At 70.5% G+C, this 15,691-nt stretch carries 12 protein-coding genes and 1 pseudogene; 5 read left to right on the top strand and 8 right to left on the bottom strand.

The window, feature by feature from the left end; all coding sequences use genetic code 11:
- Positions 1 to 28: 28 nt before the first annotated feature.
- The 3 genes and pseudogenes from ACWEK3_RS23580 to ACWEK3_RS23570 all read right to left on the bottom strand — a co-directional run bounded on the left by ACWEK3_RS23580 (position 29) and on the right by ACWEK3_RS23570 (position 1,701).
- A complete protein-coding gene (locus tag ACWEK3_RS23580) occupies positions 29 to 535 on the bottom strand; it encodes an FAD-binding oxidoreductase (RefSeq protein ID WP_453250537.1) in 507 nt (168 codons plus the stop codon).
- Between the two features lie 154 nt (positions 536 to 689).
- A pseudogene (locus tag ACWEK3_RS23575) lies at positions 690 to 1,037 on the bottom strand (globin domain-containing protein); the annotation flags it as partial.
- 136 nt (positions 1,038 to 1,173) lie between these two features.
- Complete coding sequence (locus tag ACWEK3_RS23570; protein WP_450541756.1) at positions 1,174 to 1,701, bottom strand: MarR family winged helix-turn-helix transcriptional regulator; 528 nt, start codon at positions 1,699 to 1,701, stop codon at positions 1,174 to 1,176.
- A 40-nt stretch (positions 1,702 to 1,741) separates the two neighbouring features.
- Here ACWEK3_RS23570 and ACWEK3_RS23565 point away from each other — a divergent pair, with 40 nt between their 5' ends.
- Complete coding sequence (locus ACWEK3_RS23565) at positions 1,742 to 2,698, top strand: DMT family transporter (RefSeq protein WP_453250536.1); 957 nt, start codon at positions 1,742 to 1,744, stop codon at positions 2,696 to 2,698.
- Here the strand turns inward: ACWEK3_RS23565 and ACWEK3_RS23560 are convergent.
- Both ACWEK3_RS23560 and ACWEK3_RS23555 read right to left on the bottom strand, forming a co-directional pair.
- On the bottom strand, positions 2,695 to 5,394 hold the full coding sequence (locus ACWEK3_RS23560; RefSeq protein ID WP_453250535.1) for a M4 family metallopeptidase: 2,700 nt from the start codon (positions 5,392 to 5,394) through the stop codon (positions 2,695 to 2,697). The genes ACWEK3_RS23565 and ACWEK3_RS23560 overlap by 4 nt on opposite strands.
- Before the next feature lie 161 nt (positions 5,395 to 5,555).
- On the bottom strand, positions 5,556 to 6,656 hold the full coding sequence (locus ACWEK3_RS23555; RefSeq protein ID WP_450541762.1) for a helix-turn-helix domain-containing protein: 1,101 nt from the start codon (positions 6,654 to 6,656) through the stop codon (positions 5,556 to 5,558).
- A gap of 210 nt (positions 6,657 to 6,866) precedes the next feature.
- Here ACWEK3_RS23555 and ACWEK3_RS23550 point away from each other — a divergent pair, with 210 nt between their 5' ends.
- Entirely contained in the window at positions 6,867 to 8,417 is a 1,551-nt protein-coding gene (locus ACWEK3_RS23550) for an MFS transporter (RefSeq protein WP_450541764.1), read from the top strand.
- 107 nt (positions 8,418 to 8,524) lie between these two features.
- Here the strand turns inward: ACWEK3_RS23550 and ACWEK3_RS23545 are convergent, their stop codons facing one another.
- The 3 genes from ACWEK3_RS23545 to ACWEK3_RS23535 form a co-directional block, all read right to left on the bottom strand.
- Entirely contained in the window at positions 8,525 to 9,751 is a 1,227-nt protein-coding gene (locus ACWEK3_RS23545; protein ID WP_453250534.1) for an MFS transporter, read from the bottom strand.
- A 49-nt stretch (positions 9,752 to 9,800) separates the two neighbouring features.
- Positions 9,801 to 10,580 carry an ankyrin repeat domain-containing protein gene (locus tag ACWEK3_RS23540; RefSeq protein ID WP_453250533.1) on the bottom strand — a complete coding sequence of 260 codons (780 nt, stop codon included), beginning with the start codon at positions 10,578 to 10,580 and terminating at the stop codon, positions 9,801 to 9,803.
- A gap of 96 nt (positions 10,581 to 10,676) precedes the next feature.
- On the bottom strand, positions 10,677 to 11,606 hold the full coding sequence (locus tag ACWEK3_RS23535) for a carbamate kinase (RefSeq protein ID WP_365430978.1): 930 nt from the start codon (positions 11,604 to 11,606) through the stop codon (positions 10,677 to 10,679).
- A 128-nt stretch (positions 11,607 to 11,734) separates the two neighbouring features.
- On the opposite strand from ACWEK3_RS23535, the gene ACWEK3_RS23530 reads away from it, so the two are divergent.
- The 3 genes from ACWEK3_RS23530 to ACWEK3_RS23520 are packed head-to-tail and all read left to right on the top strand — an operon-like array spanning position 11,735 to position 15,629.
- The gene (locus tag ACWEK3_RS23530; protein ID WP_453250532.1) at positions 11,735 to 12,664 is read left to right on the top strand and encodes a DUF2877 domain-containing protein; all 930 of its coding nucleotides are present in this window, start codon (positions 11,735 to 11,737) and stop codon (positions 12,662 to 12,664) included.
- Complete coding sequence (gene fdrA, locus ACWEK3_RS23525) at positions 12,661 to 14,205, top strand: acyl-CoA synthetase FdrA (RefSeq protein WP_453250531.1); 1,545 nt, start codon at positions 12,661 to 12,663, stop codon at positions 14,203 to 14,205. The genes ACWEK3_RS23530 and fdrA overlap by 4 nt, the downstream gene beginning before the upstream one ends.
- On the top strand, positions 14,202 to 15,629 hold the full coding sequence (locus ACWEK3_RS23520) for a YlbE family protein (protein WP_384430453.1): 1,428 nt from the start codon (positions 14,202 to 14,204) through the stop codon (positions 15,627 to 15,629). The genes fdrA and ACWEK3_RS23520 overlap by 4 nt, the downstream gene beginning before the upstream one ends.
- The last annotated feature ends 62 nt before the right edge of the window (positions 15,630 to 15,691 follow it).

Raw genomic sequence — 15,691 nt, 5'->3', positions numbered from 1 at the left:
ATCACCCGCCAGGCCAACGCCCTCGGACTCACCGTCCGCTTCGAACCCATCGGAGCCTGAGGACGCCACCCTGACTGCTTCTATTTTCGGACCAGAGGTACATCCGCGCGTCCCGCAGCGCCAGCACGTCGTTGACCACTTGCCGCCGCAGCGGGAAGGACGCCTCGTCGAGGTCGGCGTGCAGAACGGTGATCGACAGCCCGGAGTCCGCTGTGACCAGGTGCGACAGCATGCCCGCCATGGGAGAGATCCCGATGCCCGCGCTGGCACCCACCACCGGCCGTCCCGAGTCGTCGAGCACCACGTCGCCGTACGGCAGCGACAGCGTCAGGACGTCGCCCACCCCGACGGAGTCGTGCAGCAACGCCGACATCTCGCCGTCGGGGTCGCCCCCCTCGCCGCGCAGCCGCTTCACCGAGAACTGGCGGTGCTCGCCGTCGTCGGCGCGGGTCAGGCTGTACTGGCGCGGCTGGAGCTTCCCGTCGGGCATCCGCATCCGGACGGTGACGTACTGGCCCGGCAGTGACGTCTTCACCAGGGCGGTCGTCGATCCACTCGACCACGAAGGTGACCACGTCGTCGGTCTCCTTGATCTTCCGCTCCACCCGCCAGTCCCGCCAGACCGTCTCCGGCCGGACCCCGCGGGCGCTGTAGAGGCCGCGCTCCTGGTTGATCAGGGCGTTGACCATCAGCCAGTACACCTCGCCCCAGGCCGCGGCGACGACTTCGGTGACGGCGTCGCCCAGGACGTCTCCGATCGCCCACATCAGGTGGTCGTGGACGATCTGGTACTGGTCCGGGCGGAAGCCGAGCGAGGCGTGCTTGTGGGTGATCCGGCGCAGCAGTTGCTCCGGCACCCGTTCCGGTGTCTCCACCAGGGTCGTCGCGAACGCGGCCACCGAGCCGGCCAGGGCCTGCTGCTGATGGCCGTGCGCTTGGTTGCCGCGGTTGAAGACGCCGTCGAGCAGTTCGGGATGCTCGGAGAAAAGATGCTGGTAGAAGCGCTGGGCGATCTCACCGATACGGTCGGCGGCCACGGGGAGCGTGACGGCGATGACGGGGCGGGACTTGTCGGAGAGCACGTGCCTTCCCTCCCGAATGTGGCGGAGACATCTGGCCCGCTCCAGGTACCCGTGACCTCCTGCGTAACACGGCCGCCAGGGACGCGGCGGGTCATTCGCCGTCGTCGGAAGGGCTCAGATCGTCCATGCGGGAGAGCCATGTGGTGAGCAGCGTTTCGAGTGTCTCGGCCTCGGTGGGCGTCAGCAGATCCAGGAGCCGGCGTTCGTTGCGCATGTGGTCGGTGAACGCGCGGTCGATCAGTTCGCGGCCGGGGCGGGTGAGGGCGACGATCCGGCCGCGCTGGTCGTCGGCGGAACGGCGGCGGGTGACGAGTCCGGCCTGTTCGAGACGGTCGACTCTCTTCGTGATCGCACCGGTGGTGACCATGGTGTACGCGGCGAGTTCGCCGGGTGCCCTTTCGTAGGGCTCACCGGCACGGCGCAGCGCGCACAGGACGTCGAACTCTCCCTCGCCGAGACCGTAGCGGCCGTAGACGAGGCAGAGCTCCTCGGTGAGCCGGCCGGCCAGGCGGTGCAGTCGGCCGATCACTCCCTGCGGGGTGATGTCGACGTCGGGTCGTTCGCGGCGCCAGTCGGCCTGGATGCGGGCTACGCGGTCCAGCGGTTGCGGATCGTCCATGGACACCATGGTAGCTTCCATGGAAGCTATATTGCCTTCCATGGAAGCCAATCTTCGCTGGGTGGCTCTGACCGCAGTCGCGCCGGTGGCCTGGGGAACCAACTACTTCGTCACCCACGAGTTCCTGCCGGCGGACCGCCCGCTCTTCGGGGCCGCCCTGCGGGCGCTGCCCGCAGGCCTCGTCCTGCTGGCCATGTCCCGGCAGCGGCCACGCGGCGCCTGGTGGTGGCGGTCCGCCGTGCTCGGCCTGCTGAACGTGAGCGTGTTCTTCGTGCTCGTCTACGCCGCCTCCCAACTGCTGCCGACGAGCGTCGCCTCGACCGTCATGGCGGTGTCCCCGCTGGCGATGATGCTCCTCGCCTGGGTCCTGGTGTCCGAGCGGCCCGGCATCTCGCACCTGGCCGGCGCCGCGATCGGGCTCGGCGGGGTCTGTCTCATGCTGCTCACGGCGGCGGAAGGGGTGAGCGTGCCCGGAGTCCTCGCCTCGGCCGCGGCCATGCTCGTGTCGTCCTTCGGCCACATCCTGGCCAAGCGGTGGAGCGCCGGTGCCGACGTGCTCGCCTCGACCGCCTGGCAGCTCACCGCAGGAGGTCTGTTCCTGCTGCCGGTCGCCGCGGTGGCGGAGGGCCCTCCGCCCGCGCTCCACGCACCGGCGCTCCTCGCGTTCGGCTACGTCGCCCTGGTCGCCACCGCTCTGGCCTTCACCGCCTGGTTCGCCGGGTTGCGGCACATGCCCGCGGGGACAGTGGGACTGATCGGGCTGCTCAACCCCGTCACGGGCGTGCTGCTCGGCACAGTGGTCGCCGGAGAAGTGCTGACGGTCCGGCAACTGTGCGGGCTGGTACTCGTCCTGGCCGGAGTCGCCCTGGGCCGGCCCACGCGCGCGGGCCGACGCGGCAGCGGTCAGGCGTCTCCTCGACCGGTCGATCGGCACGACGCGGGCGGCCACCGGTCGAACCGGTGGCCGCCCTCAGTGCCGTACTGCCGTCGAGGCTAGGCGCAGGTGTTCGCGAACGTCTCGCGGGTCACGACGTCCGTCGTGGCGGCCGTGGTGTCCAGCCAGACGGCGCGCTGGCCGTCACCGAGGGACGGGGCCAGCTGCGAGCCGGAGGAGCAGGAGACACGGCTGAAGTTGTTCAGACCGGCCAGGACGTCGGAGGTCTTGGCGACCTTCACCTTGGTGGGACCGTCCCAGGAGCCGAGGGCGCCCCAGATGGTGTACGTCGAGTACGCCAGGTAGTTGTCGTTCACGGAGAACTGGGCGACGTAGAGGCTCGACGGGTAGCGCAGGTTCGCCATCTGGTTCACGTCGTTGACCGGCGCCGAGCCCAGCGTGGTGCTCGGGATCAGGAAGCCGTTCGTCACGCGGTAGAAGACGCGGTCCGAGGTGAGCTGAATGTCCGAGATGTAGTTGAACAGGAAGCCGCCGATCCGCTTGTTCTGCGTGGTGCCGGTGGCGATGTCGTAGAGGTAGAGGTACGTGCCGTCACCACCGGCCCAGGCGATGGTGCCGTTCTTCATGGCGAGGTGGGAGGCATGGGTGCCGGGCTCGGGCGTCACGTTGACCGTGGTGCCGTCGGCCTTGCGGAGCATGACGTCCTGCTCGCCGTCCGGGGTGGTGCTGATGTAGGCGAGGGCGCCGTTCTCGGTGACCGGCTCGGTCTCGTCCACGCCGGGCTCGTCGACCAGCTTCTTGATCTCGCCCTGGCCCTTGTCGCCGGACTGGTAGATGCCGACGCCGTCGGCGGCGATCCGGGTGAAGACGACGCGGTCGCTGTCGAGGGACGGGTCGAGCAGGTAGGCGTCCTTCTGGGCCAGTTCGTGCTGCGGGTTCTTGGAGAAGCGGCCCACGGTGATGCCGAACGCGGCGCCACCCTGGTCCCAGGCGATGGCGTCGCCGTGGCTGATGGCGTAGACGTCGCCGTTGATCTGGGCGGCCTGCTCGTCGACGCCGCCGTAGACCTCGTAGGCGGGCAGGACGTTGGCGCCGATGGTGGTGCCGTCGTGCGTGCCGCCCTTGCGCTCCCAGCCCTGTTCGATGCCGTGGGCGTCGAAGGCCTTGTCGATCGCGGCGAGGTCGGCCGTGGAGACCTTCATGGACTTCGCGGCGAGGGTGACCGCGTTGCGCATGTCCGTGAAGCCGGACAGCGGGGTGAGGTAGTTCTCCGCGGCACGGTAGATGATCTGGTCCGCGAGCTTGGTGTCGATGCTCGTGCGCATGTCCCACAGCGCCCCGCCGACGATGGTGGAGTTGGTGTGCACTCCGCCGTTGTCGTAGTCGAGCGTGACGGGGATGTAGTCCTTCTGCGCGTTGCGGCCGTCGTTCAGGTCGCGCAGGGCACAATCCTTGAGCGGCTTGGTGCCGTTGCACAGGTACTCGCCGACCAGTCCGGACGTGGGGTCGCTCATGGCGATGCCCTTGTCGGCGGTCTCCATGGCGTTGCCGAAGTAGTCGGAGATGGCCTCGTTGAGGGCGCCCGACTGGTTGAGGTAGACGAGTCCGGCGGCGTGCTCGGTGACGCCGTGCGTCATCTCGTGGCCGACCACGTCCAGGCCCACCGACAGCGGCACGCCGTTCATGTGGCCGTACACCATCTTGGAGCCGTCCCAGAAGGCGTTGGCGTAGTCCTTGCCGCTGCTGGCGACATTGACGACCGAGTAGATGCTGCCGCCCTTGCCGTCGACGCCGTCGCGGCCGAGCTGGTTCTTGAGGTATTCGTAGACCTTGGCGGCGTTGACGTGGGCGTCGACCGCGCCGGAGGTGGTGTTCGCGGCGTCGAAGCGGTCGGTGGAGGACTTCACCAGCGGAACGTCGTCGGTGACCGGGCCGCCCGCGACGAGCGTGTAGTTCTTGCGCTGCGCGTCGTAGGTGCGTATCTGGCCGCCGGTCCGCGCGTACATGTCGCGGGTGGAGTCGGCCAGGGTGTACGAGCCGTCCGCCTCCTGGTTGGCGTTCAGCCGCACCTCGCTGCCGTCCACGCGCACACCCGTCGCCGTCACGGGCGCGGCGTCGGCCGCGTCGATGTTGTTGTACGACAGGGTGATGCCGCCGACGTTCGCGTCGACGTACACCTCTTGGCGCACCGGGCTGCCGTCAGCCCTGGCGCCGGTCACGGTGAAATGCCAGGTCAGCGTGCCGCCATGGGAGTTGGGCAGGACGACGAGGCCGTGCTCGGCGGTCTTGGCGCCCCGGACGGTGCCCAGGCGCGCGTCCAGCGAGAACATCCGCTGCTTGGCGGTGGCCTCGGTGACCCTCGGGGTGGTGGAGACGGTGAGGTCGGTGTACAGCGTGCCGGTTGCGGAGAGGACCTTCTGGCCACCGTCGGCCGGCTCGGTCTGCACCGCGTACTCGGCGCCGAAGACCGGCACCCCGTCGTGCTTCTGCCGGAAGCGGACCGTGGACTGCTTGCCGACCTTGGTGGTCTTCAGGGTCTGCAGATCGGAGACCGGGACCTTGTACTTGTCCTGATGGGCCTCGAGGTGCGCGCGAGCCGCCTCGGCGGGGGTCCCCTTGCGGGTGGCCTTGTCCAGGCCCTCGGTCATGGCCGGCGCCACTGGTACCTGGTCGGCGGTGACGTTCGCGGCCTGCGGTGCCCCGTCCTCGCCCCAGGCCGGTGTGACCAGCAGCGACGCTCCGGTGGCCGCGACGACCACTCCGGTGGCCAGAGCCCGGCGGAGACCTCTTGTCCTCATGGGGAACACGGGAACCTCTCCATCTTGCACGGATACGTGAAATCGCACCTGTACGCGGGGTGCACGGTCCCACGCGCTCGGTGGCCTCGATGGTTCGGTACGGCCCGTTCCGCATACAAGAGATCAGCCCCGACGCAAATGTGCCGTGGCGCAAATGCGCCTCAACCGTGGTGGGATTCCGGTGGATTCGCCGGTGTCTCGTCCAGCCAGCCGGACCGGGCGGCGTGCCAGCCCAGTTGGAAGCGGGTGGCGGCGCCGACCTCCTCCATGAGGGCGTGCAGGCGGCGTTGGACGGTGCGGTGGCCCATGCCGAGCTGTCGGGCGATGGCCGCGTCGGTGAGGCCGACGTGCAGCAAGGCGACGATCTGCCGGTCGACGGCGTCGAGCCGGGACTTGCCGGGACCGTCCGGGCCGGGGCCGGTGCCGGAGGCGCGCAGCCGCCAGCCCTTCTCGAAGTACTCGTCGAAGAGCGAACCGAGCGCGGTGAGCAGCCCGGTGCGGTGCACGACGAGCGCCACGGGTTCGCCCTCGCGCTCCGGGTCGAGGGGCAGCAGGGCGATGCGCCGGTCGACGATGACCAGCTTGATGGGCACCTTGTCGGCGACGACGATGTGCTGGCCCTCGGTCACGTAGGAGGCCAACGCGGAGGCGGTTGCGGGACTTTCGAGCCAGTCACGCTCGATGACGCTGCGCATGACGACGCCGCGCCGGGCCATCTCGTGCTCGACCTCGTCGTGGTTCTCCTCGAAGGTGAGCACCGCGGGCACCCGTCGCAGCGGCAGCATGGTGCACACCTCGCCGACGGCCTGGCCCTGCATCAGCAGCAGTCTGCGCCGGATCGCCGCGGCACCCGACAGCACCTCGATGGGCGCGCCCGTGGCGTGGGCCTGAACGGAGCGGTGCCGCTCGGCGAGGTCGGCGACCAGGGATTCGACGCGGTGCAGTGCGGTGCGGCGGGATTCGAGGAGCGGGCCGAGGGCGAGCACCGGCGAGGCGGCGCGGTAGCGCGGGGCGCTCCCGTCGGTGCGGTCGGCGTTGGCCAGGCCGCGCTCGACCAGGTTGTCGAGGGCGCGCGCCACCTCGGCGGCCGGGCCCGTCGACCGGTCCGCCAGCGCGGCGGGATCGCTGTCGGGCCGGTCGACGAGGAGCCGGTAGACGGCGCTCTCCCGGGGGCTCAGGCCGAGCTGGGTGAGCAGGGACGCGTCCGCCGGCTCCGGTCCGGCCGGGGTGTCGCCCGGCGGATGTATTCCGTAGGTCCTCAACGCCCGGCCTCTGTGCGGGCGTTCCCGGTCCTGCCTGGATCTGTGTCGTTCACCACCGTGCCGCGCCCCGCCCCTGTCGTCCTGCCACGTCATTGTCGGTGGTCAGGGTATCCGTCGCGTTCTGCGCACGGATGAGGACGGCGGTGAGGTTCACGTGGAGCACAGGTCTCGTTTGGTATCCCAATTGCGTTTTTTGGTATACAGAAAAGTATGCATGCCGCCGCACCGACCCCGACCCCCGACCCTCAGCCACAACTTCCCGACTCCCGGCGCTGGTGGGCGCTGTGCGTCATCGGGCTGGCGCAATTGATGATTCTGCTGGACAGCACCATCGTGAACGTGGCGCTGCCGTCCATGCAGACACAGCTGGGGATGACGGACGGAGACCGGCCGTGGGTGGTCACCTCGTACACCGTCGCCTTCGGCGGGCTGCTCCTGCTCGCCGGGCGTATCGCCGACCACGCGGGGCACAAGCGGGTGTTCGTGGCCGGGCTGCTCGGCTTCGCGGTGGCCTCGGCCGCCGCGGGCGTCGCGCCCACCGCTCAGGTCCTGTTCGCCGCCCGTGCCGTGCAGGGTGCCTTCGCCGCCCTGCTCGCCGCCTCGGCGCTCGCCCTGGTCGCCACCACCTTCACCGACCCGCGTGAGCGGCGTAAGGCCATCGCCGTCTTCGGTGCTCTCGGCGGCGCCGGCGGCTCCCTCGGAGTGGTGCTCGGCGGACTGCTCACCCAGTGGGCGGGCTGGCGCTGGTGCCTGCTGGTCAACGTGCCCATCGCGCTTCTGGCACTGGCCGGCAGCATCTGGACACCGCGCGACCGGGCGCGGCGGCCGTCCGGGCGCGTCGACGTCGCCGGGGCCGTGCTCGGCTGTGGCGGTCTGACGAGCGTGGTGTACGGCTGCAGCCGGGCCGAGGCGCTGGGCTGGACCTCGCCGTACGTCCTCGGGGCGCTGGTCGGAGGGATGGCGCTGCTCGTGGCGTTCGCCTGGTGGCAGACCCGGGCCGCCACCCCGCTCCTGCCGCCGCGCCTCCTGCGCGACCGCCGCCGCGTCGCCGCGCTGCTCGCCGGTGGTGCCCTGATGATGGGGCAGCTGTGCGTCGCACTGTTCCTCACCTACTACCTGCAGACCGTGCTGAGCTGGTCCGCGCTGGCGAGTGGACTGGGCTTCCTGCCCATCAGCATCGTCACCACCGCGACCGCCACCCAGCTCGGCACGCGCCTGCTGCCCAGGTTCGGCCCCCGCGTCATGATGACGGCGGGCCTGTCCCTGGCCGCCTGCGGACTGTTCCAGTTCACGCTGCTGACCCCGGAGTCCAGCTACGCCGCGAACGCCCTTCCCGCGCTGGTCACGTTCAGCGTCGGCAACGGCGCCAGCTTCCTGGCCATCATGACCAGCGCCACCGCCAATGTGCCTGCCCATGACTCGGGGATCGCCTCGGCCTCGGTCAACTCCGCGCAGCAGGTAGGGGGTTCCATCGGATCGGCCGCCTTCAACACGGTGGCCGCCAGCGCCGCCGCGGCGTTCCACGGCGGCACACGGGCGGCTGCCGTGCACGGATTCACCACGGCGATCTGGGTTCCCCTGGCCGCGCTGGTGCTGGCGGCTCTCGCGACGGCCGTGCTGGCGGGCGCGGGGTCACCCGGCCGTACGAGCCCGGCCATACGCACGAACCGGGGGTCCCTCCACACAAGCCCGAGCACAAACCCGGCCCGGGAGCCCCACCACGTGAGCGCCGGCACGCGATCCCAGGACCCCACCGCGTAAGGGCGGGCGCGCGGCCCCCGTTCCCCACCGCGTGGGGGGAGCACGTAACCTCCAGCGCCCTACCGCCTGGGACGAGCGCGCCCCTGGCCCCCGCTGCCTGAGAACCGTCAGAGAGTTCGCGACGCCGCTCCCCGGCCTCGCCACCGCGCGCCCGCCCAGCAGACGCCCACGAGAGCGGTGGCGGCGGCGAGAACCGCGTACGCGACCGTGTAGGAACTCATGGTGACGACCGCGCCCGCGGCGAAGGCACCGAGCCCGGTTCCGGCGTCGAAGCCGACGTTCCAGGCGACGCTGACGGAGGAGCGGGCCCGCTCGCCGGCGGCGGCGAAGGCCTGCACCAGCGTCAGGTTCTGCAGACCGCCGTAGGCGACGCCCACAACGAGCATGCCGGCCACGACCAGGACCGCCCCGGCCGCACCGGACCCGCCTGCCGTACCCGCGCCGATCACGGCGAGCCCGGCAGCGCCGGCGAACAGCAGCGGGGCGATCGCCGGGGCGGCGCCCCTGCGGTCCGCGACGTGTCCGAACCTCCATCGGCTCAGCGCCGCCGTCGCGGTGAACGCCAGGAGCGCGAGGTAGACGGCGCCCGGGTCGGACAGCAGGCGGGGGGTGAAGGTGAGGATGGCGCCACCGGCCGCGGTGATGACAAGCAGCGCGGCGATCGGACCGATCAGGACGCGGCGCAGTCGACTGGTGTCCCGCGCTTCGGCGGGTGCGGTGGATACGTCGCCGCTGCCGTGCAGGGCGCGTGCCACGCGCGGTGCCAGCGGGATCGCGAGCAGGGGCACGGCCGCGCAGGTGAACACCAGCCAGAATCCGACGCGTTCGGCCAGCCAGGGCGCGACCGGGATGAGCAGGCACTGCGGGGCCGCGATGGCGAGCCCGTAGGCGCCGATCGCCCGGCCGCGGCGGGCGGGATCGACGAGCGCGGCCACTCCGGTGGCACCGCACACGGTGAGGATCCCGAACCCGAGGCCCCGCACCGCCGCGAGGGCCATGACAGCTCCCGCCTGGCTGGTGGCCAGATGGCCGAGGGCGGGGAGTCCGAGCAGGCACGAGCCGAGGGCCAGTGACCCCTGCCAGCCGAGGCGTTGGAGGATCCGGCCGACCAGCAGTTGGGCGATCACCGTGAAGAGCATCAGCACGGTGTTGACCAGGCCCGCGCCCAGTTCGTCCGCCCCGCCCTCGAGTGCCCACAGGGGGGCGACCGGCATCAGCAACGACAGGCCGGCGAAGCCCAGCGCCGTCGAGGCCAGCAGGGGTCGCATCCCCGGCACGCGCCACACCGGTACCTCTTCCCGGCAGGCGGGACCGTCACCTTGTTGCTTCAACATTCCGTAGATGGTAGGCCGTTCGCACTGCAGTTCACGATGCCTCCCCCTGTCAGGATGCCCGGTCGATCTCCTTCACGATCTCCTGGTAGCCGCGCCGTGCCGCGAGGTCGCGGGGCAGGACTCCCTGTTTGTCGGGGATGGACGGGTCGGCGCCCGCCGCGAGGAGCAGCCTGACCACCGTGACGTGGTCCCGGGAGCCGTTTCCGAGCACGATCGCCTCGTGCAGGGCGGTCCACGACAGGTTGTTGACGTGGTTGACGGGCACACCGGCAGCCAGCAGGATCCGGACGGTCTCGACGTGTCCGTGTTCGCTGGCGGGGATCAGAGCGGTCCCGCCGTAGCGGTTGGTGCTGCGTACGTCGGCGCCGTGTTCGAGGGTGAGTTTGAGGATCTCGTCGAGTCCCTCCGCGCCGGCGTACAGGAAGGCGGAGTCCTGGATCTCGTCCTTCGCGTTGGGATCCGCGCCGGACTCCAGCAGCAGGCGTGCCAGCTTGACGTGATGGGCCTTGGTGGCCATGACCAGCGGCGTCCGTCCCTGGTCGTTGCGCGCTTCGAGGTTCGCGCCGGCCTTGATGGCCCTGGCCGCGGAGCTCGTGTTGTTGTACCCCACCGCCGCGAGGAGTTGCGCGGTCGCTTCCTTACTACTCACGGTGCTGGGTGACCGGCTCGTCGCCGGGGCCGGCACCGGAGGCGACGAGGTGCTGCTGGGCGGCACGGAGTCCGTTGTCGCCGAGCAGGCGGCAAGGGTCAGCGCCGCGGCTCCCGCCGCCAGCGCGCGGGCCGTCCACCGGCGGGCCGAGGAGATCTTGTTGCGTGGAGTGTCGGCCATGTGCGGGCCTCCGTTTCCTTTGCCAATGAGACAGCGGTCCCCGCACAGGGTCCGTCGCCGGGCGGGGAACCGCTGCGGCCGCAAGAGCGGCCCGCGTCACACGTAGACGATGCCGGCGTCGACGTCCTCGCGGATCTCGGTGCCGACCTTGCGGGCCAGCAGGTCGTCGAGCCGGTCCAGCGGCCCGATGAGGGCACGTCCGCCGGCCCTCGCGACGTGGATCGCGGCGTCGATCTTGGGCTGCATCGACCCCTCGGCGAAGGGGAGTTGGGAAATGGCGTCGGCGGACGCGGTCTTGATGTCCCGCTGCTGCGGGGTGCCCCAGTTCTCGCTGACGTAGTCGCCGTCCGTCAGCATGACGAGGGTGTCGGCCTCCAGCTCCGCGGCCAGGGCCGCGCTGGCGAGGTCCTTGTCGACCACGGCCTGCATGCCGATCTCGCGGCCCTTGCCGTCGATGCGCACCGGCACCCCGCCGCCGCCGACGCAGACCACGAGCCGCTGGTTCTCCAGCAGCAGGCGCACGACCGGCGCCTGGACCACCCGGAGCGGGTTGGGCGAGGGCACGACCCGGCGGAAGGAACCACCGTCACGCGCTATCGTCCACCGGTACTCCGCGGCCGCCTCGGCGGCGTCCTGGGCCGAGTAGGTCGGGCCGATGAGCTTGGTCGGCCGCTCGAAAGCCGGGTCTCCCTCGTCGACCACCGTCGTGGTGAGCACGGCCGCCACCTCGCGCTCGCCGGCGAGTGCGTTGGACAGCTCCTGCTGGATGACGTAGCCGATCATGCCCTGCGTCTCCGCCCCCAGGATGTCCAGGGGGTAGGCGGCGACATCCTGGTAGGCCAGGTTCTGCAGCGCGAGCAGGCCGACCTGCGGCCCGTTCCCGTGTGTGATGACGACCTCGTGCTCGCGGGCGAGGCCCGCCAGGGCCTCGCAGGTCGACTTCACATTGGTGCGCAGCCGATCGGCCGTCATCGGCTCTCCACGACGCGCCAGGGCGTTCCCACCCAGTGCCACGACGACTCGCATGCCCGTTCCCCTCTTCCTTGACTCGCTGGGCGGACAAGGTGCCCAACGTTCCACAGCAAGGTCAGATGGTATACCTTTTAGGCGACAGGGTTCCTCGGCTGGAAATGCCCGCACGACGGGGAGGGGTCATGGCATCGCCTACTCTGCCGACCTCGGCTCTGGCGCTCTCCATCGACGCCGAGCTGGCCGCACGTCTGCGTCCCGGCCCTCTCGCAGCACGCGTGGACTCCATCTTCGGCCGCGCCGTAAACCTTCTGACCTGCGGCAATGAACTCATCACGCTATGCGCGCGCGTTCTCGACGACGCACCCTGGAGCATCCGCGTCGACCTCGCGGAGTGGTCGGCCTGGCGCCTCACCGTGGGTGACCCCGTCACGCTGGCAGCCGATGCGATCACTCTCGGGGAGCCGGCGAAGCACTCGGTGACGCTCGACGAGCCGGATGTATGGTATGCCGAATCGATCGTGCTGGGACTCGGTGCGCAGGAGCTGCTCGCCCGGGCGCGGGTGCTGGCGGAACTGCTGTACGAGCACGGAGTGGCCGGGGGCATGCGCACCCCCCGAGGACCGGTGAACGTCTTCGACGCCGAGATCGGCGCCCGGCTGCGCCGGGGACGCAACGCGCTGGAACGAGCCGTGCGGGCCGGAGACATCCCGGGCATGGCGTCGGCGATCACGCAACTGCTCGGCCTCGGGCCGGGGCTCACCCCGGCGGGTGACGACTTCCTGACCGGTATGGCTCTGCTGGCGGCCCAGCCGGGCGGCCACCTGTCCGCGTACGTCGAGGCCGTCCACGGTGTGCTGGACCGTCACCCGGACCGTACGACGCCGCTGAGCCGCATCACACTGCGCGAGGCCCTCCGGGGGCGTGCCCGCCAGAGCCTGCTCGACCTTCTGCACCGTCTTCTCGTCGACGGACGGGACGCCGCGCAGCCGGCCGAGCACCTTCGAGTCCCGGTCTGCCGTGTGCTCGGCATCGGCCACACCTCCGGGACCGACCTCCTGTCCGGCCTGCTGACCGGACTCCGCCTGGAAGCAGAACTGAGAGGTTCCATGTGAACGTCACAGCAGTGGTCAAGAAGAACACCTATTTCGACTCGGTGTCCCTGATGTCGATCTCGACGAAGGCGAACCAGTTCGAGGGCGTCGATCAGGCCTTCGTCGCGATGGCCACCGAGATGAACAAGGGAGTGCTGAAGAACCTCGACCTCCTCACGCCGGAGGTCGAGGGGGCGGGCAACGGCGACCTGATGATCGTCGTCGTGACGGCCGACGGTGTCGACGCCGACACCGTCATCGCCGGGGTCGAGGAGCTCCTGGTACGCAAGGCGCCGGTCGGCGGCGAGGCGAAGGTCGTCCACCGCACCATCGCCTCGGCGGCCCAGGCGGACCCGTCGGCGAACCTCGCGGTCATCGCCGTCAACGGCGCCTACGCGGCCCGCGAGGCCCGCAAGGCGCTGGAGAACGACCTGCACGTCCTGATGTTCAGCGACAACGTCGCACTCGCCGACGAGATCGCGCTGAAGACGCTGGCCCATGACAAGGGCCTGCTGATGATGGGTCCGGACTGCGGAACCGCGATCATCAACAACGTCGGCCTCTGCTTCGCCAACGCGGTGCGTCCCGGCTCGATCGGCATCGTCGCGGCCTCCGGCACCGGCTCGCAGGAAGTCAGCGTGCGCATTCACGCCCTGGGCGGCGGAATCTCGCAGCTCATCGGCACCGGCGGACGCGATCTGAGCGCCGAGGTCGGCGGCGTCATGATGATCGACGGCATCCGCGCCCTGGCCGCCGACCCGCGGACGGAGGCGATCCTGCTCGTCTCCAAGCCGCCGGCCCCGGAGGTCGAGCGGAAGGTCCTCGCCGAGATCGCCACCGCGGGCAAGTCCGTCGTCGTGTACTTCATCGGCGGATCCGAGCAGGCCGTCACCAAGGCCGGCGGACACTTCGCCGCGAGCAGCCAGGACGCCGCCCTCCAGGCCGTGCGTCTGACCAGCGCCCCGGAGTCGGCCGTTCCGGGTCTCGACGCCGATCGCGTCGAGGCCGTGCGCGCCAAGCTGAACGCCGAGCAGCGCCACGTCCGCGGTCTGTTCTGCGGCGGCACCCTGTGCGACGAGTCGATGTACGCGCTGCTCGACGCCGGCGAGGAGGTCTGGAGCAACATCCAGAAGGACCCCGCCCACGTCCTGCACGCCGCGGACGCCAGCCGGGGCCACACCTTCCTCGACTTCGGTGACGACGACTTCACCAACGGCCGTCCGCACCCGATGATCGACCCGTCCCTGCGGCTGGAGCGCCTGGTGCGGGAGGCGCAGGACCCGTCGGTCGGCGTCATCGTCATGGACTTCGTCCTCGGGTTCGGCGCGCACGAGGACCCGGTCGGGGTCACGCTGCCGGCGATCGCGGAGGCGAAGCGCATCGCCGCCGCGGCCGGACGTCATCTGGAGATCGTCGGCTACGTCCTCGGCACCGACCTCGACAAGCCGTCGCTGGCCGAGCAGGTCGCCGCGCTCGAGTCCGCGGGGGTCACCGTCACCCGCAGCAGCACCGAAACCGGGCAGTACGCCCGCGCCATCGTCCGGGAGGGAAACCGCGCATGACCAGCCCCACCACCCAGCTCTTCGACGGCGAACTGAACGTCGTCAACGTCGGCCTGGCGATGTTCGACGACGACATCTCCGCCCAGGGCGCGAAGGTCACCACCCTCGACTGGACGCCCCCGGGTGGCGGCAACCCCGAGGTGATCGCCGCGCTCGACCTCCTGGCCCGGCCGGACGTCGCCGCGCGGATCGAGGCGGCCAACGCCGAGGCGATCGAGCGGATCACCAGCGCCAAGCCCATGCTGATCGGCTTCGGCCGGGCCATCGACGTCGTGCCCGGCATGACCCCGACCACGATCATCCATGCCGGTCCGCCCATCACCTGGGAGCGGATGTCCGGCCCGATGAAGGGCGCCGTGCTCGGCGCGATCGTCTTCGAGGGCCTCGCCGCCGACCTCGCCGAAGCCGAGCAGGTCGCCGCCTCCGGCGCCATCACCTTCTCGCCGTGCCACGAACACGACTGCGTGGGTTCCATGGCAGGGGTCACCTCGGCGTCGATGTACATGCACATCCTGCATAACGAGACACACGGCAACTACGCCTATACCAACCTGTCCGAGCAGATGGCGAAGATCCTTCGCATGGGCGCCAACGACCAGAGCGTCATCGACCGGCTGGTCTGGATGCGGGACGTCCTGGGTCCCATGCTGAAGGAGGCCATGGAAATCGGCGGACCGATCGACCTGCGCCTGCTCCTGGCCCAGGCGCTGCACATGGGCGACGAAGCGCACAACCGCAACATCGCGGGCACCCTGCTGCTCCTGCAGGCGCTCGCCCCCTCGCTGCTGCAGACGGGTTTCACGACCGAGCAGAAGAAGGAGGTCTTCGACTTCATCGCCAGCTCGGACTACTTCTCCGGGCCGACCTGGCTGGCCATGGCCAAGGCGGCACTGGACGCCGCGCACGGCATCGAGGGCTCGACGATCGTGACGACGATGGCCCGCAACGGTGTCGAGTTCGGCATCCGGGTCAGCGGACTGCCGGGCAACCACTGGCTGACCGGCCCGGCGCAGAAGGTCATCGGCCCCATGTTCGCCGGCTACAAGCCCGAGGACTCCGGGCTCGACATCGGTGACAGCGCCATCAGTGAGACGTACGGCTTCGGCGGCTTCGCCATGGCCGCGGCGCCCGCGATCGTGGCGCTCGTGGGCGGCACCGTCGAGGAGGCCGTCGCCTACACGCGGGACATGGGCGAGATCACCACCGCGCAGAACCCGAACATCACGATCCCGTCGCTCGGCTTCCAGGGCCTGCCGACCGGGATCGACGTCCGCAAGGTGCTCGACACCGGCATCCTGCCCGTCATCAACACCGCCATCGCGCACAAGGAGCCGGGCATCGGCATGATCGGCGCCGGGATCACCTACCCGCCCGCCGAGGTCTTCGAGAAGGCGGCTCTCGCCCTCGCCGAGAAGCTCGCCTGACCCCGCGGCGGACCGCCCCGGACCGCCCGACGGCCACCGGGGCGGTCCGCCGCCTTCCTTCA

This window comes from Streptomyces sp. NPDC004721, assembly GCF_053601495.1.
Note: the sequence above shows the minus strand (reverse complement) of the source record. Positions and strands in the feature narration are given on the sequence as shown.